The sequence below is a fragment of the Varibaculum massiliense genome, assembly GCF_900106855.1.
Taxonomy (GTDB): Bacteria; Actinomycetota; Actinomycetes; order Actinomycetales; family Actinomycetaceae; genus Varibaculum; species Varibaculum massiliense.
On record NZ_FNWI01000004.1, the window covers coordinates 1,823,358 to 1,847,505 of the forward strand.

A 24,148-nucleotide genomic window follows, 5' to 3' on the forward strand; every position below is an offset into this window, starting at 1 on the left:
CTTCCTGTTAACTGGCAACCTAGTCAAGTTTAACCCTAGAACTTGTTTACTCGTGAGGGCGCGACCAAGCTGTAGCTATCCTCAGCTCGGGGACTTGACCCCAAAAATAGTTTAGAGTTTGCCTATTTATGGTTAGAATAAAGTTATAAGTTTAGACCTTAGGAAATAGGTAAAACTGAGGCAAAATATGCATGTAGATCCAGGTAAACAGGCTAATCCTCGGGTTGCGGTAATTATTCCCGCCAAGGACGAGGCCGAACGAATCGGCACCACTGTTCGGGCAGTAAAAGCTCTACCTTATGTCGATCTGGAACTAATCGTAGTGGTAGATGATGGTTCATCTGATGATACCCAAGCTATTGCCCGCCAAGCAGGCGCGGTAACCGTACGCCATACGGTTAACCGCGGCAAGGCCTCCTCGATGGAAACCGGGGCAAAAGTGGTGGCTATGCGGGCAGTAAAAGGAGAAACCCCGCCGCTACTATTATTCCTAGACGCAGACCTCGGCGACACTGCCGCTGAAGCTGCCCCGCTGATAGAGCCGGTAATCAAGGGGGAAGCTGATTTCACCATCGCGGTTTTGCCGCGACCGGCGGGTGCGGGCGGACACGGATTCGTACTCGGGCTTTCCAGGTGGGCGATTAGGCGCACCACCGGTTGGAATCCGCAGGCCCCGCTTTCGGGGCAACGGTGCCTAACTACCGCGGCTTTCCAAGCTGCCCTGCCTTTGGCTGCTGGCTGGGGAGTGGAAACCGATATGACGATTAGCCTGCTAAGTGCGGGATTTGCAGTTAAAGAAGTCCCGGTGGCTTTTAAACATCGCGTTAGCAGGCGGGATTTTGGTTCCCAAATGCATCGCCTGCACCAGTTTATTGATGTTGCGAAAGCGCTTTCTAAGCTGCGCGCGCGCCGGGTACATGTCAAGAAATACAAGTTCTTAAAAGTGGCGCTAAAACAAAAACCGGGGGAAGTTTATCGAGTTCCCTTGGGTAAAGGTTCTGAAAGCTGAGCAAATACTGCCGAACAATAGGTCAGAGCGGTCAGGAGTAGTCCGATAGCTGGTAGCTGGGTTCCGGAATCATTTAGCAGATAGGCAAAAAGCTGATTTACCGCAATAGCTGCCAACCCTATTCGCAAACCGGTTTCCCTGTCCACCAGGGAAATTTCGCCTAAACGGGGACGCAAATAGCTGCCCGAGTTGCTGATGATGTTTATCAGTTTCCGGGCTCGGGATTTAGCTTGCTGTCGCCAAGACCGTGCGGATTTATCCTCAGATTCTAGGTAGGAAGAATCAATTAGAGGTAACGACAAGTCCCAAGGACCCACCAAGTTATAGGGGTGGCTTTCCCGGGATAGGGCGGGGCGAAGCACGAGGGCGAAAACCAACAGGCAGCACAGTAGCGACCAAACATAAGTGGTGAAACCCCAGCTCCCCAAGTTGGCTAACAGCTTGCGGGTTAGAATCTCTAACAAGTCCCCATTTAAAATAGATTGCACAAAGTTACCCAGGTGAGTGCGTTGAGCCGCAGGGCGTAACCAATCGGCGAGAGCGATCCCTCCGGAAGCAGTCCCCGCTACTACTAGGGCGATAAGCAACCGTTTTATATTTACTTTTTTCCCGTTAATTAGCAGTAGTAGCACTAAGAAACCAGGCAGGAAAGAAATCGGACCGCCAAAATCAGCGCCAAAACGCGGCATCCCATCGACGATCATAAACGCTAAGGCGAGCACCACAATCAATGAGTTCGACAGCCAAATCTGCCAGCGGGCAAGTGTATGCTTACCGGAAACCGCGCGTTTAGCTAGGGGAGTTAGGCAGGCGCAAAGCAATAGTGTCCAGACTGCACACACGGAATAATAAACATTTCCGAAGCCAAAGAAACGGGCGCCTAATAGCGAGAAAGACCCGAAGGGCGAATCCATGGAAATATGCGATCCCCAAGCTACATCTAGGCAGATTACAAAAACGCTGAACCCGGCCACAACCAGCGCCGGACCTATCGGGCGACGGCGCCAAGGACCGGTGCAGGCTGCCAAGGAGAGTAATCCGGCAACAAGGAAACTGAGCAGAGTAAATATGGGGGAGGGGGAATCTGCCTCCCACCAGGGAAACATGGCTGCCACCAGGCAAGTTGCCGGCAAGGCTGCTATCGCCAGGCAGATAAAACGCCCCATATATCCCACTTGTGAAAGGAGATAAGACCGGTGCTGGGAAAAATGGATTCGCGGCAGTTTTAGTAGCAGTAACCCCAGAATCAATAGCGCATCCGCGGCGAAAATTACGTAGGAACTGGGAGGAAACCCCAGGCGAGAATAGCTGGCGTCCGCTCTTTCCCCATAACCCGCCAGACGTTCAATCCGTTCTCCGGCGGAGGTGCCCGCTTGCCTGCTAACCGTTAAGGGCGCACCCGAGGTACTTAGCTTGCTGTTGGAAGCATTTAGCCAGTCCAAAACGGTTGCACTCAGGTCTGCGCTTTGGGCAATCCCCACTTGGTGGGTAGAGGAAGAATAAGCTATACCTGCCGGCACGCCCTCCCCAAAAATCATACCTGCCTGCAGTTTTTGCTTAGCAGAATCGGGGTTGGTAGAAACTACCAGAGTGCGGGTACCACGGGGTAGTGCCGCCAAGGTTTCTTGGAGGGCTTTTAGTTGCGCATCTTGCTGGTCAACAGAAATTCGTGCCGGCTGCATTCCGCGCAGCGCCTCGTGAGGAGAAACATTGGGGAATAACCGGGCGTTAGCGCGCCGGGTTTTCGCTACATATTCTTGGTCTTTACCCGGATCGGGTACCAACAGGGTTGACAGCGAAGATATGTGCAGGTTACCTGGCTGGAAATTATTATCGGAATCCCCGAAAATACCCGGAGAGGAAGCCGGCGTGGGATTTTCTTGAGGATTCATCTCGGATTGCCGCAGTTCGTTGCGATCTTGGGTGGGGGCAGACGCTACCTTCTGATCCGGAACTATAGCTCCTGCTTGCAGGGAATCTCCCGAGAGGGAACCGCCGTGTTCTAAAAGCCAGATCGGATCCCACACTTCGTTTGGCTGGGGAGTGTCAGTTCCTGAGGACGGGTTAAGGAAAGAAAATATCTCTCCCCGCTGCGCAAGCACTTCTTGATTCTGTCGGTTAGGGTTGCGGTTTAAGGGGCTGGCCTGCACATCGATTAGGGTAAGAGAGTGCGTAGAAACCATCTTCCGCACGACCTGGGAATACCCAGATTGTGTCGGGCGAATATCTTGTACTTCCCCGCGAACGATTCCATTTTTGTCAGCTAAGGCCAGACCGGCACTATTGCCGATAGCCCCCACGTTCACTTGGTTTTCTTGGAGTTGTTCCGAGAGCATTCCCAGCCGAGCCGATAGGGAACTCTGTTTAGCAGCTCGCTGATAGTAGCTCCATAGTTTGACCCGCTGATTAGGGCTTAAATCTTCCGGAATGATACATAGGTTCCTGCCCGCCAGAGAAGATTTGCTGGGATTTTTACCCGCAGAAAACGCTAACCAGGCATCTTGGGGGCAGGCCATCCCTTTAAGGGGGAAAGGCGCTAGGGAAAACAGGGTGCCAGAGTTTAGAGCGGCGGTACTTTCACTGTTTTGTGGGGAGGCCGCCATAAGATCCGTCCAGTTCAAGCCGGAGGTAAAAACTACGGCAACTGGGGTTTTAGCGGAAGATGGCAGGGGTTTTATTTTATCGGGGGCAGCATCCGGGCTCACTCCGATAACTCCCACACTCGCCGCGCAAAACATTGCGATTACTACGGTTAGCGAAGCAAAGGAAACTAGTCGTAAACGGGATTTGCTAACTACTTTAGGGCGGGGAGAAAGCGGAGGACGAGCCAGGGTGAAAAGCGCGACGGTTAGGGGGATTAGGAATAGTAGGGCAGCTAGCAGTGCCGCGAAGCTAGTGCAGTAGAAAATTACGGCAGACAGCAAAGCGGCGTAAAATGCCAGGGTTGCTGCTTGGCGGCGAGGATTTTGCAATAAAATCCGCCGCAGTGGCGCTAGTTGCAATAGCAGGCAGGCAATCGCTACTCCTAAGCCACTAATGAGCAACCCGAAGGCCTCGGCAGATAGTTTCAGCAACCAGGGACCATGCAATAGTGAATAACCGAAAGGGGTACCGATCAGAGAGAATTCGGGATTCTGACTTACCCACCAAAGCACTCCCCAGGTGAGGGCGACTGCGCCCAGCCCGGCTATTTGCGCAACTGCGCGTCCTTTTAAGCAAAAAGTTTCCCGCAGAGCCCAGATGAGCAGGAATAGCAAGGCAGTTAAAACTAGGGAGCCCAGGCAAATTGCCCCGATTGCCGGCAGGAAAGAGGAAGTTAGCGTGAGCCCGGAAAGATAAAACCCGCAATAGCAGGCAGGAGCTAGCAAAGCGGTAAAGAAGGCCGTAAAGCTGAGCGCCTTATTTACCTTTGAGTGGTGTTTGCGGCTGTCGCTTTGGGTGGCAAAATATCCCAATACGGTTGCGAGCAGACCAAGACTCCAAAGCAGGTAAAACCAGTTATTAGCATCCTTGGCGGAAGCCGAACGGTAAAACTGCTGGTCTAGATAGTCTAGGCGTTGTTGTAAGTTATTTTGTGCTGGGCGGGAGGAAGTGCCTGTCAGGTTTATCAGTGCCTGTTCTTTGCCGGGGATATTACTGGCTTTGAAGGCTTTGCCGGCATTTGCAGCGCGGGAAGGCAGTTGCAATTGGTAAAGTATCTGGGCGTTAATGTCTGCCAAAGTGACCAAACCGGGGATGTCGGTGCTGGGGGAAGAAACCAGTCCGGTGGCGTCAATCGGAGAATAAGCAAGCAGGTAGGGTGCAGGGTTTTGCGAGGACGCCGGGGTTAGCGAAACAGATATTAGCGCAGTTTCCGGAGCCAGGTCAGCCAGTGCGCCCTCAAACATTGCTAAAGCTGTAGCAGGTTCTTCGATGCCGCTCAAATCAACCACTGTCAAAGCTGATTGTTTAGTTGCCGCTTTAACCTGGGTTTGCAGCTGTTTCGGGCTGGTGGGGAGGGGATGATAATTTGCTATTTTTCCCTGGTTATCGGCTAACAGTAATCCCGCTTGGGGGCCGATTGCCTGGGATTTCAGTCCAAAGGCTTTTAAAATCCCGCTTAACTGTCCCCGAGAAGTAGATTCCAACTGCTCTTTGGAGGCATCCGACTGGCTAAAACCTGCGGCATCCTCTACTCTTCCACCCGCGATTTTCGTTTGGGGGCAAGAGGTATAGGTAGCGGGAGGGGCTCCATTTTGAATAGCTATAACCGACCGGCTTGCGCAACTGGAATCAGCGCCGGCAACTGTTCCTAGCAACCCCGCAGTAGCGTAGCTTTTTAGGTTGGAGTTTTTTGCGAACTCTGCCGAAATATCTTCCCAAGAAAGCTTGGAGGTCAATACCACTAAAAGGGGAGCGCGCTTACGTGGCGGGGTGTAGGTCTCTAAATCAGGGTAAAAGACTTGCTGGGCTGGAGTAAGCGTTCTCGGCGCAGGATCAGGTTCCCAGGTAGTAGCCCCCGCAGAGCCTAAAGGTAAAGTAAGTAAAGTAAATAAAAAGCTAAACAGAAGGGTGAAGCCCGCGCGGAGGAAGTGCTTAACCGTTCTTGCCATAGCCATATTCTACGGTCTAGATAGGGGGAAAGCGTATCTTTCCTAGTATCGTGAAAGCAGTTGGAAAAGGAAACGGAAATGAATACTGGGATAAAAAGTTATGCGTTCTTAGGGCCGGTGGGTACTTTCTGTCACCAGGCGTTGCTCCAAGTGGCACCGGCTGATGCGGAAATGATCCCCTGTGCAGGAGAACGCCTAGCTATGGATATGGTGCGGGAAGGGAAAGCGGATCGAGCCGTGGTTCCCATCGAAAACTCAATTGAAGGGGGAGTTAGCGCCACCCTGGATTCTCTGGGGTGGGATAAACGCCTGCAGATAGTAGCGGAAATGATAGTTCCGGTCGGGTTTACTTTGGCGGTGAGCGCCGGCACTAAGCTTTCCGATATTACCCGCATCGGTACCCACTCTCATGCCTGGGCGCAATGCCGTAATTGGGTGGCGGATCATCTGCCGGGGGCAATTCACGTGGCCACCACCTCTACTGCCGAATCAGCCCGGATGCTGGCTGAGGGTAATGCTGGTTTTCAAGCAGTTCTGGCCTCAACAGCGGCGGTAAGTACCTATGGACTTAAAGCTCTCTACCAGGACGTAGCCGATAATCCGGGCGCAGTTACCCGTTTCGTGGAAGTAGCCAACCCCGGTCAGGTACCGGAAGCTTGCGGGGCGGACAAAACCACGATTCAAGTGCGTTTACCTAATGACTACCGCTCCGGGGCGCTACTAGAAATGCTGCAACAGTTCTCGGCTCGTGGAATTAACCTCAGTCGCATTGAGTCGCGTCCGCTAGCCGGGCAACCGGGACGGTACGTTTTCAGTATTGACTTGGACGGACATATTAGAGAAGAACGAGTGCAATCTGCTTTGCGCGGTCTCTACCGCATCAGTGAGGACTTACGTTTCTTAGGTTCGTACGCTCGCGCTGACCAAGTGCGAAACGACCATGCTCCTCGCACCGGAAACAGTGATTTTCAGCGGGCTAGAGCCTGGGTGGATTCTATTTTGGGCAAATAGTCACGAGTGCGCGCAAATAAACTAAGGCTGTGGTCGGTGTCTTAGGGAACCCGTACCACGACTGCGCCGCGATCTAAAGAGGCAGAAATCTCGCGGTAGCTACCCACGGTATCCCCGTCTACCTGAATCATCCGTGCCTGGCCGTGTACCTTGGCGCTCACGGTGCGGGTACGGATCACATCAGTTTTAGAAACCAACCCCGCAGTTAGCTTTTTTACTCCCAGAGTGTCCCGAAACACTCCGCTGATTACCTCTAAAAATCCGATTAAGCCGCCGCGGACACTCAGCATCAACACTTCTAACCAGCCATCATGGGGACTAGCTTCCGGCAGGAGCGGAATCCCCCCTACCAGCTCTCCGCAAGAAGCAAATAGTAGGGTATTGACTTTGCGAGTGCGTGGATGCGATTGCCCCCCAAAGGATACATCCATGGTAATCGGGGGTTTATTGGAGGCAGCAATCCCGGAAAGCACGTAGGCGCCCCAACCAATCGATTCTTTCAGCTTGTCAGATACTCGGTTCATGACCTCTGCGTCATAACCAATTCCTGCCATCACTAGGAAGGGAAACTTTTCGCCAGTTTCCGTTTTAAGCACCCCCAAATCTACCCCGGTGTTTTTACCGGTAAAAGCGATTTCACAGGCGCGGGGTAAAGAATCAATCGGGATGTTGAGGTTGCGGGCTAAAAGATTCCCGGTTCCCAGCGGCAAAATCCCCAAGGGAATCCGACTAGTGGCTAAAGTGGCGGCGATAATCCGCAAAGTGCCATCGCCACCAGCAGAAATAACCAGTCCCACTTCCTGTCTGATCGCTTCTTGGGCTTGACTAGCCCCCAAAGATTCCTGGTCGGTTTTTAAAAAAATCGGTTCTTCATAGCCGGTGGCTTGAGCGCGCTGGGTAACGGTACTGCGAAAATCATCCAGATTTGCAATCTTCATGGGGTTATAGATCACTACCACCCGCCGAGAGGATTCATTGCTACAGGTAGCTGTAGGAGCAGAAAATCCTTGTTTAATTGCGATTTTCATTGCTCGGGTGGCAATTCGGCGGGCATTCACTGCCCAAGATAAAGCGATAGCTCCTAAAAGTAGCGCCACGATTACAAGAATCCAGAGCACAGTGGTCATAGTCTTCAGTCTAAAACATATTGGGATTGTCGGCGGGGGAGCGACGGAGAATGCTGAAGGGTGAAGGAAAGCGACCTTCACTGGGGCCGGAAAACCCAGAAAAATAAAATATCCAGGTCAAGGCAAGATGAGAACGGATGTCGGGTGACGATATGATTAATACATGATTGATATTCGTCAGCTGCGTGAAGACCCGCAGCCCGCTAAAGATTCGCTCGTTGCGCGGGGGGAAGATCCCGCTCGGATTGATGAGGTACTTGCCGCCGATGCGCACCGGCTTAAGAAACAACAAGACTTTGAAGCCATGCGCGCCGAGCAAAAGGCGCTTTCTAAGAGCATTGGAAAGGCCACTCCCGAGGAGCGTTCTGCGGTGCTGGCTCAAGCAAAAGAGCTGGCCGGGAAAGTTAAAGAGGCAGAGGCAGAGGCGGGAGCTGCCGGGGAAGCAGCTCAGCAGCTGCTGGCAGCACTACCCAATATCATTATTCCCGGGATTCCCTCCGGAGGTGAGGATGACTACGTGGTGCTTGCCCAGCGTGGTCCCAAGATTCGTGATTTCGCTGCCGAGGGCATCAAAATACGCGATCACCTAGAAATCGGGGAGGCGCTGCAGGCAATCGACGTTAAGCGAGGCGCTAAAGTATCTGGCTCCCGTTTCTACTATCTACGAGGCATCGGGGCGCGCCTGGAGCTGGCGCTGCTTACCTGCGCTTGGGATTTGGCGGAGCAGCATGGATTTATCCCCATGACCACTCCTACCTTGGTCACTCCCGACACCATGCGGGGAACCGGATTCTTGACTGAACATTCCGAAGAAATCTACTACCTGCCCGCCGATGATCTCTACCTGGTAGGTACCTCCGAGGTCGCCCTCGGTGGTTACCATGGCGGGGAAATCCTGGAACTAGGGGAAGAGCCTCTGCGTTATTCTGGCTGGTCTGCCTGTTACCGGCGGGAGTCCGGGTCGCATGGAAAAGATGTCCGCGGCATTATTCGGGTCCACCAGTTCAATAAGGTAGAAATGTTCTCTTACTGCCGCCCTGAAGTGTCGCAGGACGAACACCAGCGCCTGTTAGCTTTAGAAGAAGAAATGCTAGCCAAGGTAGAGCTGCCCTATCGAGTAATTGATACCGCAGCCGGGGATTTAGGAACTTCTGCGGCTCGCAAGTTCGATTGTGAAGCCTGGCTACCCAGCCAAGAACGCTACCTAGAGCTAACCTCTACCTCCAACTGCACTACTTATCAGGCACGCCGCCTGGGGATTCGCTACCGCGACCAGAATGGAAAGACCCAGCCGGTAGCCACTTTGAACGGTACCTTAGCCTGCACTCGTTGGCTGGTAGCTATTCTGGAAAACCACCAGCAAGCAGATGGCAGTGTGTATGTTCCTCAGGCATTACGCCCCTATTTGGGGGGTAAAGAAGTGCTGGAGCCAGTACTGAACTCCTAAATCTGGGCGCGAAGCGTGAAAAGATAAAGCGAGGGCGCCCTCGAGTATCCAAAATAGTCACCGACAGGACGGAGAAAATCAATGGCTGATCATCTGCAGTATCCTCAGGGAGATTATGTGCCCAAAGTGGTGGAGCGTGCCCTCGCCCTTTCACGCAGCTATGGGGAAGATGTCGCCACGGCGGCAGTGGTACCCGAATATGACCGCTCTCGGGTACGTTTTGTAGCTAGGCAAGATGGCGCTATCTGTGGGATTCCGGTTGCCCGCGAAGTATTAGCACAGGTGTTAGGAGAGTATGACCTGCTTATGCGGGTAGCCGATGGCACTAACGTAACCGCGGGAACTCCCGTGCTAGAGCTAAGTGGTAACACTCGCGGACTACTAGAAGCGGGGGATCTTTGCCTCTGGTTTTTAACGCACCTGTCGGGTATCGCCACCAAGACCGCGCAGTGGGCGCAGGCGCTTTCACAAACGAAACTGGTAGTGCGCGATACTCTTTCAGTTACTCCCGGTCTGGGAGAGCTGGAAAAATATGCGGTGCGCGTGGGCGGAGGGATGACTTCCCGCTTGGGGGTAGGGTCATTTCCGCTGGTGAGAGCCACTCATCTGCATTTAGGGAGCGGACTGGGGGACGTTATGAACCACGTACGTGCCGCCGCTGCAGGTAGCCCCATCCAGGTAGAGATTGACCGGGTACAAGATCTCGATCCGCTGCTGAAAATGCGGGTAGAGTTGCTAACTTTGCGAGGATTTAGCCCCGAGCAGGCGACACTTGCCGCCGATCATCGCGATACTTTAAACCCGGGAACCTTGCTGGAAGTGAGCGGGGACATCAGCCTTGAAGCGGCGGCAGCTTATGGGGAATGCGGAGTCGATTACCTGGCACTAGATTCTTTAACCGATTGCGTGACCCCCCTAGCCATAAAAATGGAATTCATCTAACCCCTTATCAGAAAGAAAAAGGAGCTGAACAATGTTCTGGTTCGACTCACTCGAACATAATCGCTGGTTGTCCGGATGTCTACAGGATCTGCTGGATTATGGGCGTAAATCGGAAGTCAAGACTGGGTTTGCCTGCCTAGATCGCGATGGCGAAATCGACTTGGAACAGCCGATTCAGCTTTACTTGACTGCGCGAATGATACATGTGTTTTCTTTGGGGGTGCTGCTGGGGATGCCCGGTTGTCGCCGACTGGTAGAACACGGGATTCGCTGCCTAAACCAGTATTTTCGGGATCCGGAAAATGGGGGTTGGTTTGATGCGATTGAACACGAACTAGATGCGGACGGGAATGCGATTCCTTATGAGGGTCGCGATGATAAACGCTCCTATTCACACGCATTCGTATTATTAGGTGCCGCTTCTGCCACCGCCGCCGACAGGATAGGCGCTCATGAGCTAATGCAAGAGGCGATCCGCGATAACGATTTACACTGGTGGGATTCCGAATTCGGGATGGTACGTGAAAGCTACAATCGCGATTATTCTGAGTGCGAAGATTACCGGGGTATCAACTCCAATATGCATATAGCAGAAGCCTATATGCTGGTGGCACAGGTTACTAATGAAGGAGAATGGCTAGAGCGTGCCCTGCGGATTCTGGAGCGAGTTGCTCAAGTTTCCCGCGAATATAACTGGCGGCTCCCGGAGCATTTTGATTCAGATTGGAAACCCCTGCTCGGATACAATCGTGAAAATCCGCAGGAAACCCATCGTGCCTACGGCAGCGATGTTGGGCATTCCTTTATGTTTTCGCGCTTGATCCTGGAAGCCAGAGCGATGCTCAAGCAAGCAGGTAAAGAAGTACCCGACTGGATGATTCTGGCGGCAACTGGAATGTTTGAGCGGGCTCGGGAGGACGCCTGGCGGCGCGACGGAGCGCCTGGTTTTGCCTTCACCGTAGATTGGGAAGGTAAACCGGTGATTCGAGATCGCCAAGCCTGGGTACAGTTTGAGGCTATCGGCGCGGCGGTTACTTTGCTGCGGGTAGCGCAAGCAGAAGATGCTGAGGCCGAAGAAGTAGACCATTACGAACATTGCTACCGTGTATGGATTGATTTCGCCTACGAACATTTTCTGGTGCGTGGCGGGCGGATTGTTCATCGCCTCTCCCCAGAGAACCAGCCGCTAGATTTAGAGAACCAAAGGCTGCGCGATAGCGTCTACCACGCGGTGCAGGCAATGTTATTGCCCCGCTTGCCACTAACACCGGCATTCTCGGTAGCGCTGGCACATGGATTGCTAGATAAACCAGTGCCGCAAGAGCCGGTTCGTAAAAAACGCTTCGGTGGATTTTAGCCGTGGCACTAAGCGCCTGTAACATAGGGGTGTCCTAGCGCTTTTGCGTAGGCCAGGAGAGTTGTCCGAGTGGCCGAAGGAGACGGTCTTGAAAACCGTTATATCCGCAAGGGTATCAAGGGTTCGAATCCCTTACTCTCCGCCAAATACCTGTTTTACCTGCAGTTTTACTGACAGTCTTTGCTGGTAGCTATTACCTTTGGGGTGGGGCGGTGGTAGCGCGGACTATTAGCTCGGTAGGAATAGTCAGGTGTAGATTCTCTGTTTCCCCTTTTAATTGGCGGTCAATCAGTTTGACCATTTCTACTCCGGCAGCATAAAAATCCTGGTTCACAGTAGTAAGGGGCGGGAAGGAGAACTCGGAAAGCTCAATCCCGTCAAAACCTACTACCGACACGTCTTGAGGCACCCGCACCTGTTCTTCATGTAGCGCCCGAATCAGCCCCAAGGCAATCTCGTCATTGGCGCAAAATACTGCGGTGACTTCCGGGTTCTTCGCCAGCTGCTTGCCGGCTTCGTAGCCCGCATTAGCCGACCAGTCACCGGGGATTACCGCGGGAATCTGCCGCTTTTCCTGGGTAAGTGCTTCTCGCCAAACCTCTTCACGCACTCGCGCAGAACGAGAATGATCGGGACCGCTCACGTGATAAACGGTGCGATGCCCTAAATCTAATAGGTGCCGCATTGCCGCGCGGACTCCTCCTACCTGGTCAGCAGAAGCTGACGGGTAGATATCTACCAGGTTCGAATCCGAGGAGGCGACCGGGAGGTTAGCGGGGAGGGCAAGTTGCTCGGCATCTGCGTCCCCGGCTTGCACGATTACTAGACCGTCAATATCTTCCTGGGAAAGCAGTGACATTGCCCGCTGAACTTGCGGGGAATTCGGGTGTTCTACCTGCACCAGGCTTACCGAATATCCCAGCTCGCGGGCACGGTCAAATACCCCATTGGCAGTGTGTGCTTCGCCGGTACGCCGGATTTCTTGGGTCAGCAACCCGATTACTTCATAAGAACCGGTGCGCAGGGCGCGGGCAGTGCGATTAGGTTTATATCCCAGGTCAGAAATGGCTTTTAGCACCCGCTCGCGGGTTTTTGGGGACACATTCTGGTGTCCGCGCGCGACCCTAGAAACGGTCTGCGCAGACACTTTCGCTGCCCTCGCCACATCGTGAATAGAGGCAGTTCTGATTCCTCGGTTGTTTTTTCCTGCCACGCGTGAAGCGTACCAGGTGAAAACAAATTTCAATTAGGACTTGCCCGGCTTTAACATGTGTTATCGTTGCCAGTATCGTTGGCATCGATAACACCGCAGTGGGTGTGGACTGCAAACAATAAAAAATCGCATTCATAGGAGAAGCAGATGCAGTTAAAAGTTCACCATCAAGACCTGAAAGTCTTACACGAAAATACCCTCCCGGCGCGCGCCTACTATATTCCGCTCTCGCCGCTGCAGGCCTCCAAGGAAGAAAACCGGGGGCGCAACTTTAACTTGGAGCGGGAAGCCTCTGAACGTTTCCAGCTGCTGAACGAAGAATGGGACTTCGGCTTCTACCCGAACCTAGAGGCGGTACCCGCCGATTTCTTTGTCCCGGAGGCGGCGGCGTTACCGGATAGGATTTCGGTGCCTGGCTCCTGGCAACATCACGGATATGACCAGCATCAATACACCAACATTAACTATCCCTTCCCCTTTGATCCGCCCCACGTTCCCCATAACAATCCCGCCGGTGCCTATCGCCATACCTTTAACTACGAAAAAGACCCACAGGCTCCCGGAGCCACTTTGGTGTTCGAGGGAGTAGATTCCTGCTTCTACCTGTGGCTAAACGGAAAATACGTAGGATACTCCCAAGTGGCGCATGCTCAATCCGCTTTTGATGTCACCGACTATCTAACAGAGGGCGAAAACACCCTGGCGGTATTAGTTTTCAAGTGGTCAGATGGCTCCTACCTGGAAGACCAGGATAAGTTCCGCACTTCGGGGATTATTCGTGACGTTTACCTGCTGAAACGACCGCTCTCCCATCTAAATGATTATTTCGTTACTACAGATTTGCAGAACAATCAGGCAGAAGTGACTTTGCGTGCCAACTTTAGCGGCGAAGCTCTGGCGGTTACCGCCACCCTAAGTGGTAGGGAGGGAGAGATCGCCACCTGCGCCCTCGAGCCTTTTGAGGATCCGCAAGGTATCTATACCCATTGCGCACGCTTTACTATCGAGAATCCCCGGCTGTGGCACCCTGGCGCCCCTTATCTATATGACCTGGTAATGATCAGCGAGGCCGAAGTTATTACCGAAAAAGTGGGGGTGCGGGAAGTTACTATCGAGGACGCGGTCTTAAAGTTCAACGGCAGCCCCCTCAAAATCAAAGGGGTAAATCGCCACGACAGCGACCCTGATTCCGGCCCGGTAGTTTCTATCGAGCATATTAAGCGGGATTTGCAGATGATGCGCCGGCACAATATCAACGCGGTGCGCACTGCCCACTATCCCAATTGTCCCCAGCTTTATCATCTGTGTGACCAGGCGGGATTCTATGTGATGAGCGAGGCTGATAACGAAAGCCACGGCACCCGGAACCGTCTGTTACAGGATGAATCTGAAGAAAATATCGTGGAGCATTGGAATCATCCGATAGCCAATAACCCCGAGTGGATAGAGGCCACGATGGATCGGATGCAGCTTTGTGTCCACTCGGAAAAGAATCGTCCCAGTGTGTTTTCCTGGTCAGCAGGTAATGAATGCGCATTCGGGTGTACTTTCGAAGAATGCTTGGCTTGGACAAAACAGTTCGATCCCAGCCGGGTAACTCACTACGAAAGCGCGTTCTATCGGTCAACCGACCGCAAATATGACTACCAAAATATCGATCTGTATGCGCGGATGTATCCGCCCCTTTCTGATATCGACGATTATTTGGAAAAGCTGGGTGACAAGCCCTTACTCTTAGTCGAATACTGTCACGCCATGGGGAACGGTCCGGGTGATTTGGAAGAGTTCTGGGGCAAAGTGCGTTCCGATGCCCGTATGTGTGGCGGTTTCATCTGGGAATGGTGTGACCATGCGGTACGGGATAGCGAAGGGCACCTGCTCTATGGCGGCGATAGCGGTGAAGATCCCCACGATGGAAACTTCTGTGTAGACGGCTTGGTATCCCCAGAGCGGGTGCCGCATATCGGTCTGCTAGAAGCCAAGAATGTCTATCGCCCTTTGCGCTGCCAATATAATCAAGAAGGCGGAAAACTGCAGGTATCCAATACTGCCGACCACCTAAACGCCGCCGATTTTACCTCCTTACGCTGGGTAAAAGTGGTAGACGGGCAGGAAGAAAGCGGCACTTTGGAAGTACCCAATTTGCCGGCTCACGAAACTGTGGAAATTCCACTGCAAGTAGAAGTACCTGCGGAAGGGCGCTGTTACCTGCGGGTAGAAACCTATCTGACCCGCCCCATGGCGTTCCTGGAAGCCGGACATTCATTAGGGTTTGACGAGTTCGCCCTCAAGAATCCCAGCCCGCACACTCCTCGCGCCCTGGAGCTATTAAAAGCGGATGTCGAGGGAGAGGACGCAGCTAGGATAGAGGAAACTCCTTTAGAGATTTGCGTGTCTAGCGGGGAATACACTTACCGTTTCTCCCGGCATACCGGCATGCTGAATGGGATTGAGCGAGGCGGAAAAGAACTGCTGCAGGTGCCGGCAGAGCTAAATATCTGGCGGGCGCCCACCGATAACGATATGTATATTCGTCCCCTCTGGGAGCGGGCTCGCTACGACCGCGCCTACTCTCATGCTTATGAGGTTCGCGCTGATAGCGAAGCCCGGGGCGTTGTGGTCAGCGCCAAAGTGGCCTTAGTGTCTCCTAGTTTGCAGCCGATGCTGAAAGCCGATATTGACTGGATTGTCAGACCTGACGGAGCGTTGCGGGTGGACGCGAAGGTATGTCGGGATACCCAGTTCCCGGAGCTGCCTCGCTTGGGTCTGCGTTTCTTCCTAGACAAATCCCTACAGCAAGCCACTTGGGCAGGGCTAGGTCCGCACGAAAACTACACGGACAAGCGCCGCTCCAGTTGGCATGGATATTTTGAATCTTCGGTGGGCGATTTGTTCCAAAACTATCTGCGTCCTCAAGAAAACGGAACCCGCTCAGACTGCGACTATCTGCGTCTTTGCGGGGAAGAACTAAAGGTAGAAGTAGCAAGTGAAGAAGCCTATTCCTTCAACGCTTCCCACTTCAGTCAGGAGGAACTGACCGAAAAAACTCACGACTACCAGTTATCGGAATCCGATAGCACCATCTTGTGTCTGGATCATCTGATGGCAGGGATTGGTTCGGAAAGCTGCGGACCGAAACTGCTGGAAAAATATCGGGTTGATTTCGAGACCACCGAATTCTCTTTCACTATTAAATTTTCTAACTAATTAAAGGAAAGATACCCCATGGAAGAAAAGAAATACCTTAAGTGGTACAACAAAGTAGGTTACGGCTCTGGTGATATCGCCGGTAACGTAGTTTATGCTTTCCTGTCGGCGTTCGTAATGATTTACCTTACGGACACCCTTGGGTTAAGCGCAGGAATCATTGGAACCCTGATTATGCTGTCGAAGTTCTTTGACGGATTTTCTGACATTATTTTCGGGCGATTAATGGATAAGACCAATTCAAAAATGGGTAAAGCTCGCCCCTGGATGTTCTATGCATTCTTCGGCTGTGCCGCGATGCTGATAGCGATTTACGCCATTCCTACTTCAATGGGTAAAACTGCCCAGTATGCTTGGTTCTTCATTGCCTACACCCTGTTGAATGCGGTGTTCTACACCGCGAACAACATTGCTTATGCTGCGTTGACCGCGCTGATTACCAAGAATCGCTCCGAGCGGGTGCAGATGGGGTCGATTCGCTTCATGTTCGCCTTTGGTACTAGCCTCACGATTCAGACCATTACCGTAGGTTTGGTGCAATGGATGGGTGGAGATGCCGCTGCCTGGCGAAACGTGGCGATTATTTACGCCATAATCGGTATCTTGTCTAACAGCTTGGCGGTGTTCTCGGTCAAAGAACTTTCTCACACTGAACTGGACGATGGTGATGAAGAGGCGGCCAAGGATGACCAAGTTTCCTTCCTAGAAGCGTTGAAGCTGATGGGTAACCGTTATTACGTGATTATCGTAGTTTGCTTTATCCTGATGCAGTTCTTTACCGCCACCCTAAATATGGGTATCTATTTCATGACCTATATTTTGGGTAATGCTAACTTGCTGGGGGTCTTTGCTTGGGCGATCAACATTCCGTTGATTGTGGGGCTGCTGATAACCCCGCTGGTAGTCTCCAAGCTGGGACGGATGCAACCAGTAACGGTTGTAGGGTACATCGTGGCCGTCCTCGGTCGTCTCGGGGTAGTTTTGGGCGCGTCTATGGGGTCAATCCCGCTGATGCTGTTCTTCTCCGGGTTAGCTTCCCTGGGTATGAGTCCGCTACAGGGAACCCTCAATGCCCTAATTGCAGAAATCAGTGAGAACACTTTCTTGCGCACCAAGAAACGCATTGACGGCATGATGTTCTCCTGCTCCTCTCTCGGCGTGAAGATTGGTAGCGGGGTAGGTACCGCTGTTGCCGGTTGGTTGCTAGAGGCCGGCGGCTATGTCGGAGGCGCCAAGGTGCAGGCTGAGTCCGCCCTGCAAATGATTAAGTTCATGTACCTGTGGGTACCCACGATTGCTAACCTGTTGATTTTGGTGTTGCTGTTCTTCTTGGACGTGGAAAAGAAGAACGAAGTATTGTTAGCCCAGCTCAAGGAGGAGGAAGCGGCCGCGCTTAAAGCTGCCTCTCCGAAAGTTAGCCCAGAAGAAAGTACTGCAGAGAAAATAGTGCAAGGGCATGCCATGGGCGGCTCGGGAGCTAAAGAATCCGAGGGACTTAAACTAGCTGAGCTAGATAAGGACAAGCTCCCTAATCCGGATGAATTACCGAATGTGGTAGATCCTGATGACAAACAGCATAAGAGAGAGGAATAACCACCAGCTGGTGGCACTACTAAGGGTGCCGAAATAGCAGCTGGTTTAGATAACCGCAAGATTCCGCCGGGTGAAACTAAGAGGATTTCACCCGGCGGAACTTGTATTTATTTGGCGACTATTCTACTTTCCCAGCTGCCGGTGAAGGAGATACTGAAAGGAAGCGCGGACGGTTAAAACCAGCCTTATTAAAGGCTTCCACTACCGCGCGGGCAGTAGCCTCCACCTGGTCGCTATTAACCAGAGTAATCGCGCAGCCGCCGAAGCCTCCTCCGGTCATCCGGGCTCCGAATGCACCCGCCTTGCGCGCAGCCGCTACTGCCGCATCCAGTTCCTTACAAGAAACTTGGTAGTCACGCCGTAAGGAGTCATGGGAAGCGTCCAACAGTTTACGCCATTCGTCTAGGTCGGCTCCTGCCTCTAAAAGCTCGCAGAGTCGCTGGCAGCGGGCAATCTCGGTTAGTACGTGCCGAACTCGCAAAACTTGCTCCGTATCCTCCAATTTATCCAACTGTTGTTGCACCCAGGTTGGAGGATAATCGTCCGCATCCAAATCGGTGAGGTTATCGGCGGGGGAAATAATCTTGGGTACCAGTTCTCCCAGTTCTTCTACCCCCAGAACCCGGGCAGCCTCTTCGCAAGCTGCTCGGCGCGCCCCGTATTGTCCGTCTGCTAGGTCATGGGAAGTGCAGGTATCTATTACCAGCAAAGATAATCCCAGAGCCGGCAAATCAAAGGGATGGGAGCGGGTTTGCCAAGTGGAACAATCTAGCTCTAGCACGCAGTCTTTTTCGCAGAGCATCGATGCAGATTGATCCAGCCCTCCGGTAGGGGCTCCTACGTAGCGATTTTCGGCAAGCTTTCCCGCTTCTACCAGCAGTTTGCGTCCCTCAAAGCTTTTTGTCAGTCCTAGACCTGCTAGTTCGTCAATTCCTACTGCGATGGCGCACTCTAAAGCGGCAGACGATGATAGCCCGGCACTAAGCGGCACGCTAGAGGCTACTGCCACCTCTAGTCCGGGGACTTTTGCTTGCAGCCTCCGTGCGAGTTCCTCTTGACCATTATCCCCAAGGACCTGCGCTAATCCTAAAATTACGCCGCCTACGAAAGCTCCCGGTCCGGTAGCGGGATAATGTTTTTCCAAATCGGATAGCTTTATGATGCTAAGCTCGGGGAAATCTTCGGAAATAATTTTTAGTTGACCATCCTCGCTAACCCTAAGGGCTACGTAAATGGCGTGGGGGAGGGCCAGGGGGAGGGCTTTGCCGCCGTTATAGTCGGTGTGTTCCCCGATTACGTTAACCCTGCCGGGAGCGCGCCAGACCCCCGAAGGCAGGGCGGAAAAGGTTTTTTCAAAAAGTTCTTTAGCTCGCTGCGCACCCTCTTTAGGCTGGTAAGCAGGGATGAACTCGGGTTTTATGCTCACGTTAGCACCTCATTGTTATTGCTGGTGAAAACTATTCTATCTATTGAGTAGGGCGCGAGTAGGGGCTTGCAAAAAATTTGGCTTCCCTTAAAGCAAATCCGCAAAGCCGTAAGGAACGCTCTACCTTCTTTGCCCCAGGCAAAAGCTAAAACAAAAGACGCGAGAGCCGCTGGCGTGCCAGTTTCACCGCATCAGGGTTACGTGAGAGGCGGAATAACTCCAGCAATCGCTCACGATACCCGTCGCGTTCCTCATCTGCAGATTTTGCGATTAGCGAAAGCAATAGATCAAAGGCCTGCGGTTCATTACCAGCTTGGAAAAACCTATCTGCCAGCACCAGAGGATCAGAGTCATCTTGGCCTTCTTCCGCATTTAACCGCTGCGCCATTGATACCTTGTCGACTAATGCCTGATAGCGTGATGCCTCCTCAGGGGAGTTGCGCAGCAGCTTTTGTGCCTGCTCCAGGGCTTCTGGATATTTTCCTGCCTCTACCAGTGCTTCTACTGCTTTTTCTTCTTCGGTGCGGGGATCTGCCTGACTGGCATCTGCCTCCCCCGCCATCTTTCCGGTTAGACCTGCCTGCCCCGCAATCTGTAACACCTGGTCGATAAGCGGTTTAATCTGGGCTTTTGGCTGTGCGCCTTGGAAAAGGGGAGCGGGACGCCCTCCGATTAACGCCACCACCAGTGGAATGGACTGCGCTTGAAAAGCCTGCGCCAACTGGGGAGATTCATCCACATTGATTTTCACCAATTGGAAACGCCCCTGATACTCGCGGGCGAGTTCTTCTAATATCGGACCGAGCTGTTTACACGGTCCGCACCAAGGTGCCCATAAATCAATAATTACCGGCACCTTCAGGGAAGTTTCCGCTACCTGATCAAAAGTACTCTCGTTAGCATCGCAAATAAACGGTCCGGGAACCACTTCGCTGCCCTCAGTTGCAGACATCGGTACTCCGGCGTTAGCAAAATCATCGCTACCTGCCGGATTTGCCTTTTGCCCCTCCTGAGGCTCCCCAGAATTGTTATTAGCAAACTGGGAAAGATCTACTGCTCCATGTGTTTGTGCCAATTGAAACCTTCCTTACTTAGAGGCTGCCGTCAACACTTCGGAAGCGGCTACTACCCGGATTTTGCCATCTTTAGTGTTTTTGGGAGGAATCTGCAGTAATACGCAGATAACCCGGTTCCAGGTAGCTTTTTCCGTAATTTTGCCATTATCCAGCAGATTAACCACGTCCCCGCTGAGGGTAATGGGCTTATCTGAAGCTACATCCGTCAAGTTAACTTCCTGGGTGTAGGTAGTTGCCACCAGCGCCCCATTTTTCGCGGGCAGATCAATCGCTAAAGTATTTTCTTTTATTTCTAGAGGACTAATCGAAGTGGCAACTTTCCCCGCACTGCCAACCCCTTCTTTAAGGGATTTAAGCTCCTCCCGTTTGCCCTCCATTAAAGGATCGACAAAGACTTTGTCGGCATTTTTTGCCTTCTCGTCAAATACGGTCTGTGCCCAAGTGTTTATGGCCGTTTCTGGAGAAAGTAACAGTCCCTTGTCGCTCTTTATGTCCAGGGTCTTGGATCCGCGAGCCACTACGTCTGTTTCCGGTAGTGATGCCTTTGGCAACAGTTGCATCCACTGCCACAACTGATAAGGGTCGGTGGCTTTGCTCTGCCGGATGACCTCTACATATTTGGCGCCGTTACCATCAGCTCCAGTAACATTTATCAAGCTCCGTGGCCAATCGTTTCCAGAAGTAACGGTGGCTAGTTCCGAGGACGTCGGTAAGGCTGTGGGGGAGGAGTTGCTATTTTTCTGGTGCATTTTATATTGCGCACTGCGCATTTCTAATGCCGGCCCAGCTACTCGCCCGCTCAAATCATTCGCATCAAAACTCTTGTCTCCGGCAGCTAAGGCCGCGTTTACCGCTTTTAGTACAGAATCAACTTGCTCAGTGCGCAACGCCGGGTAGGACACGGTTTTGGTAGGTTTAGGAACTTCTTTGCGTTGGGCGGTAGTGGTGCATCCGGAAAGACTAGCCAGCGCCAGGGTACCGGCTATTGCCGTGCTCAACAGGATTCGCGTGCTTCTCATTGTTGCTGCCCTCCTTGGCTCTGGTTGAAGGTAGATTCTCCCTCAAAGTCCGCAATATCGGGACCTTCTCCTAAACCGTCTAGGTCAAAATTATCGTCTTCAAACCAATCTTCGGGGCGGTCTGCTACGGGAGCTGACTGTTGCGGCTGCGGCGTCGGCTGATAGGAATCTGCCGGGTTGTAGGAAGCCTGGGGCTGATAAGAGTCCGCCGGTTGCGAGGACTGAGCGGGATTCAATGAAGCCTGGGGCTGATAAGAGTCGGCGGGCTGCTGTGGCTCGTACGACTGAGCCGGTTGATAGGAATCTGCCGGGTTATAGGAAACTTGCGGCTGATAAGAGTCCACCGGTTGTGGGGATTGGGCGGGATTCAATGAAGCCTGGGGCTGATAAGAGTCGGCGGGCTGCTGTGGCTCGTAAGACTGAGCCGGCTGTATATCCGGGGTCTTTTCAACGGGCGTCGGCAGCGGACTGTCTGCAGGCGCCGGAAGTTCCAAGTTAGTAACAGCCGGGGTTAAAGAAACCCGCTCAATCGGCGCTGGGGAGGCAGCTACCTGTGGGTTTATCGCTTTCCCGTCCTCATCGGTGTGAATTACCGGCACCAAACCGGTGGGGAATTTAACCCCCTCCACCTCAATAGTGGCTTCTCCCCGCTCACGAGCTTTCCGCAGGGCGGCACGCGAAGGAGGATGGGCAACCGCATTTAACGAGGGCATTTGCACAGTTTCCGCTGCTTGTGCGGCAGCCGCCTGTTCAGCGCGCTGTTTGCGCCGCGCCCGCACCTGTGCTTCCTCTTTCGCTGCTGCCTTTGCCAGACGGTTAATAACAATGGCAACTAGCGCCCCTAGCAGCACTAATAGCAGCCCCGCAATCAGCAGTGGCCAGAACCAAGGAGTGGAAACTACCTGGGTCCATTGCAGGGTTAGTTGCACGTTCCCTTCCTCCGACCAGGCGATCAGTGACCAGGCGCCCTCGGAGCGATCCCAGGTTTCGTTAATCTGACCCCCTTTGACCTCTTTATATTTCACCCACATATCTTTACCGGCGGCTTCACCGGGCTGACGGGCTTTGCCTTTGCCGGGGTGCGGCTCAGTCAATAGGGTGTTCTGATCTTTTTGTCCGGTAACTTCCACGTAATTCTGGTCAGCTGCCCAAGCGGTCACATCCGCTGAGCGTCCAATTGCCAGTGCAACTTTGCCTTGACCGGAGACAGTGATTTTGGTGGGGGAATCATAGAGCTCAAACATTCCCGGACGGGTAATCGCCAGTGTTTGCTTATTAGCAGCAGCGGGTAAAGAGGCTGCAACCCGCGGAGACGGTTTCCAAATAGTCGCAGTCCCCACACCGCACAGCGCCACGATAGAGCCCACAATCACCAGCACCAGCGGAAGCCAATACCTGCGCAATAATTTATTCACCAGTTTCCCCCAAGCCGAATTCGAGCAACTATATATACACTGTACTTTTTTTGCCGCCTCCATGCTTAAACCTGGTTGCGGGTGTGACTAGGGTCAATTTTAGATGAACGTTTGGTTTCAGACCACAAGAAGTGAAAGACTAGGCAATGATACGGGGTTTCGCGGTATCTAATTTATGGAATAAAATGTTTCAGGTAACGCGTTATCTCAGTGGCTCATCTTCAGGGAGGACCAGGTGGAAGAACAAACTGATTTCCCGATCGTAATGCGCGGTTACGATCGCGTTCAGGTCGATTTGCAGATTCAGACTTTGAACAACCAAATTACCGAATTGCAGCAAAAGCTGGAAACAGTTGACCAGCGCAACGTGGATTTGGGTGAACAGCTGGCAGATGCGCAAAATCAATTGCGCTCTTCTGACCGCAGCTCTTATACCGGGATTGGTGCTCGGATAGAACAGTTGCTGCGCAGCGCGGAAGAACAATCTACCGCGGTGATTAACAAGGCCAACGCCGAGGCCGAACAGCTGATGGATAAAACCCGCAAGAACGCTCAAGATATGGCAGAGCGGGCAGAGGCAGAGGCCGCCTCCCTAATTTCAGAGGCTCGCCGCGAGGCCGAGGAACGCACCACCACCGCCGCAACCGAATCCGAAACGGTGTTGACTAACGCGCAGCATCGGGCAGACGAATTGGTGGCCGCGGCAGAGCGGGAGGCCTCCTCTTTGCGGGCAGAAACCAACACCCAGGTTTCTGACCTGAAGGCAACGGTAGATCGGGAAACTGAACTACAGCGTGCTCAGGCCGAAAAAGACTACGTGGAGATGCGGGTCAAGGCAGAGCAAGAAGCTTCCCAGCTGCGCAATGATGCCACCGCCGAGGCGCAGGCACTGCGGGAATCGTCCCTGCAAGAAGCGACCAAGAGCCGAGAAGAGGCAAAGGCGCAGGCAGAAAAGACGCTCGCTGATGCTCGCACCCAGTCTGAAAGCATTTTGAAAGAGGCGCGGGAAAGCGCTGATAGCATCCGTGCCGAGATTCAGCAGATGCGCCAAGAGGCCGAAACCGAGATTGCGGCGGCGCGGGCAGCGGCTCGCGAGGCCGATGCCCAAGCGCATGAACAGTCTCGTTCCGAAACCTCCGCGATGGTGGCGGCAGCTAAGGCTCAGGTCGCCGATGCCGAGAAACACTTGGGTGAAACCTTGCAGCGGGCAGAGCGTTTGCTGACTGATACTGACGCAGTGGTTCGTCGCCGTCAGGAAGATGCGCGCCGCGCGGCGGAAGCTACCATTGCTGCTGCCGAGGGCGAAGCCGAGCAGGTGCGCGAAGCTGCTCGTATCGAGGCTCAGGCTGAACGCGCCGCCGCGCAGCGGACCGTGGAGCGCCTGGAGCGTCAGCGCGAGTCCATCGCCGCCTACCTTGAGGAGATGCGTGGCTTGCTAGGAACCGAAACTGCAACCGGCCTAGAGGGACTAACCCCCATGCAACAGTTGCCGGCAGTGCTGGCACAGCCGGAAGAAGCAGCCGAATCTGAACAACCAGCTCCGGTAGCTCCGCCGGTAAATCCGGTTACTCCCGATGAAGAGTCGGCAGCAACTGATTTGTTTACCAGCGAGGAACAGTAAGCTCAATAAGCTCGTTTAACTAACTCTGGGCGGGTCTTTGGAAAACCAAAGACCCGCCCAAACTTTTATAACCGTGGCCCGCAGGGGCATCGA

The 24,148-nt window shown here is 53.2% G+C and carries 15 protein-coding genes and 1 tRNA gene; 9 read left to right on the forward strand and 7 right to left on the reverse strand.

Annotated features, from left to right (window positions below; genetic code table 11):
• The first annotated feature begins 187 nt into the window (after window positions 1-187).
• On the forward strand, window positions 188-1,009 hold the full coding sequence (locus BQ5456_RS08165; protein ID WP_071129535.1) for a glycosyltransferase family 2 protein: 822 nt from the start codon (window positions 188-190) through the stop codon (window positions 1,007-1,009).
• Here BQ5456_RS08165 and BQ5456_RS08170 read toward each other — a convergent pair.
• Window positions 973-5,601: an acyltransferase gene (locus BQ5456_RS08170; RefSeq protein WP_143037064.1), complete on the reverse strand. Its 4,629-nt coding sequence runs from the start codon at window positions 5,599-5,601 to the stop codon at window positions 973-975. The two genes, BQ5456_RS08165 and BQ5456_RS08170, sit on opposite strands and share 37 nt — an antisense overlap.
• A 78-nt stretch (window positions 5,602-5,679) precedes the next feature.
• Here BQ5456_RS08170 and pheA point away from each other — a divergent pair, with 78 nt between their 5' ends.
• Window positions 5,680-6,612 carry a prephenate dehydratase gene (gene pheA / locus BQ5456_RS08175; RefSeq protein ID WP_071129537.1) on the forward strand — a complete coding sequence of 311 codons (933 nt, stop codon included), beginning with the start codon at window positions 5,680-5,682 and terminating at the stop codon, window positions 6,610-6,612.
• 41 nt (window positions 6,613-6,653) lie between these two features.
• Here the strand turns inward: pheA and BQ5456_RS08180 are convergent, their stop codons facing one another.
• Window positions 6,654-7,739 (reverse strand): diacylglycerol/lipid kinase family protein, encoded by a 1,086-nt coding sequence (locus BQ5456_RS08180; RefSeq protein WP_071129538.1) that lies wholly within the window; start codon window positions 7,737-7,739, stop codon window positions 6,654-6,656.
• Window positions 7,740-7,902: 163 nt separating this feature from the next.
• Between BQ5456_RS08180 and serS the strand changes: the two genes are divergently transcribed.
• From serS to BQ5456_RS08200, 4 genes are all read left to right on the forward strand, one after another.
• On the forward strand, window positions 7,903-9,186 hold the full coding sequence (gene serS / locus BQ5456_RS08185; protein ID WP_071129539.1) for a serine--tRNA ligase: 1,284 nt from the start codon (window positions 7,903-7,905) through the stop codon (window positions 9,184-9,186).
• Window positions 9,187-9,267: 81 nt separating this feature from the next.
• The gene (locus BQ5456_RS08190; protein ID WP_071129540.1) at window positions 9,268-10,128 is read left to right on the forward strand and encodes a nicotinate-nucleotide diphosphorylase; all 861 of its coding nucleotides are present in this window, start codon (window positions 9,268-9,270) and stop codon (window positions 10,126-10,128) included.
• A 31-nt stretch (window positions 10,129-10,159) separates the two neighbouring features.
• Complete coding sequence (locus BQ5456_RS08195) at window positions 10,160-11,485, forward strand: AGE family epimerase/isomerase (RefSeq protein WP_071129541.1); 1,326 nt, start codon at window positions 10,160-10,162, stop codon at window positions 11,483-11,485.
• A 55-nt stretch (window positions 11,486-11,540) separates the two neighbouring features.
• A tRNA-Ser gene (locus BQ5456_RS08200) sits at window positions 11,541-11,630 on the forward strand.
• Between the two features lie 48 nt (window positions 11,631-11,678).
• On the opposite strand, the gene BQ5456_RS08205 is transcribed toward BQ5456_RS08200, so the two are convergent.
• Entirely contained in the window at window positions 11,679-12,698 is a 1,020-nt protein-coding gene (locus BQ5456_RS08205) for a LacI family DNA-binding transcriptional regulator (protein ID WP_235858560.1), read from the reverse strand.
• A gap of 147 nt (window positions 12,699-12,845) precedes the next feature.
• On the opposite strand from BQ5456_RS08205, the gene BQ5456_RS08210 reads away from it, so the two are divergent.
• Together BQ5456_RS08210 and BQ5456_RS08215 are read left to right on the forward strand one after the other, a co-directional pair.
• Complete coding sequence (locus BQ5456_RS08210) at window positions 12,846-15,905, forward strand: glycoside hydrolase family 2 TIM barrel-domain containing protein (protein ID WP_071129542.1); 3,060 nt, start codon at window positions 12,846-12,848, stop codon at window positions 15,903-15,905.
• A gap of 18 nt (window positions 15,906-15,923) precedes the next feature.
• A complete protein-coding gene (locus BQ5456_RS08215) occupies window positions 15,924-17,498 on the forward strand; it encodes an MFS transporter (RefSeq protein ID WP_083378437.1) in 1,575 nt (524 codons plus the stop codon).
• A gap of 118 nt (window positions 17,499-17,616) precedes the next feature.
• Here the strand turns inward: BQ5456_RS08215 and galK are convergent, their stop codons facing one another.
• From galK to BQ5456_RS08235, 4 genes are all read right to left on the reverse strand, one after another.
• Window positions 17,617-18,924: a galactokinase gene (galK, locus tag BQ5456_RS08220; RefSeq protein ID WP_071129543.1), complete on the reverse strand. Its 1,308-nt coding sequence runs from the start codon at window positions 18,922-18,924 to the stop codon at window positions 17,617-17,619.
• Window positions 18,925-19,069: 145 nt separating this feature from the next.
• Complete coding sequence (locus tag BQ5456_RS08225; RefSeq protein WP_071129544.1) at window positions 19,070-19,999, reverse strand: tetratricopeptide repeat protein; 930 nt, start codon at window positions 19,997-19,999, stop codon at window positions 19,070-19,072.
• A 12-nt stretch (window positions 20,000-20,011) separates the two neighbouring features.
• On the reverse strand, window positions 20,012-21,019 hold the full coding sequence (locus tag BQ5456_RS08230; protein ID WP_071129545.1) for a hypothetical protein: 1,008 nt from the start codon (window positions 21,017-21,019) through the stop codon (window positions 20,012-20,014).
• Window positions 21,016-22,434, reverse strand: a complete 1,419-nt coding sequence (locus tag BQ5456_RS08235) for a hypothetical protein (protein ID WP_143037065.1) — start codon at window positions 22,432-22,434, stop codon at window positions 21,016-21,018. Before BQ5456_RS08235 ends, BQ5456_RS08230 begins: the two co-directional genes overlap by 4 nt.
• 265 nt (window positions 22,435-22,699) lie before the next feature.
• On the opposite strand from BQ5456_RS08235, the gene BQ5456_RS08240 reads away from it, so the two are divergent.
• Window positions 22,700-24,055, forward strand: a complete 1,356-nt coding sequence (locus BQ5456_RS08240; RefSeq protein WP_328585297.1) for a coiled-coil domain-containing protein — start codon at window positions 22,700-22,702, stop codon at window positions 24,053-24,055.
• Window positions 24,056-24,148 lie beyond the last annotated feature (93 nt).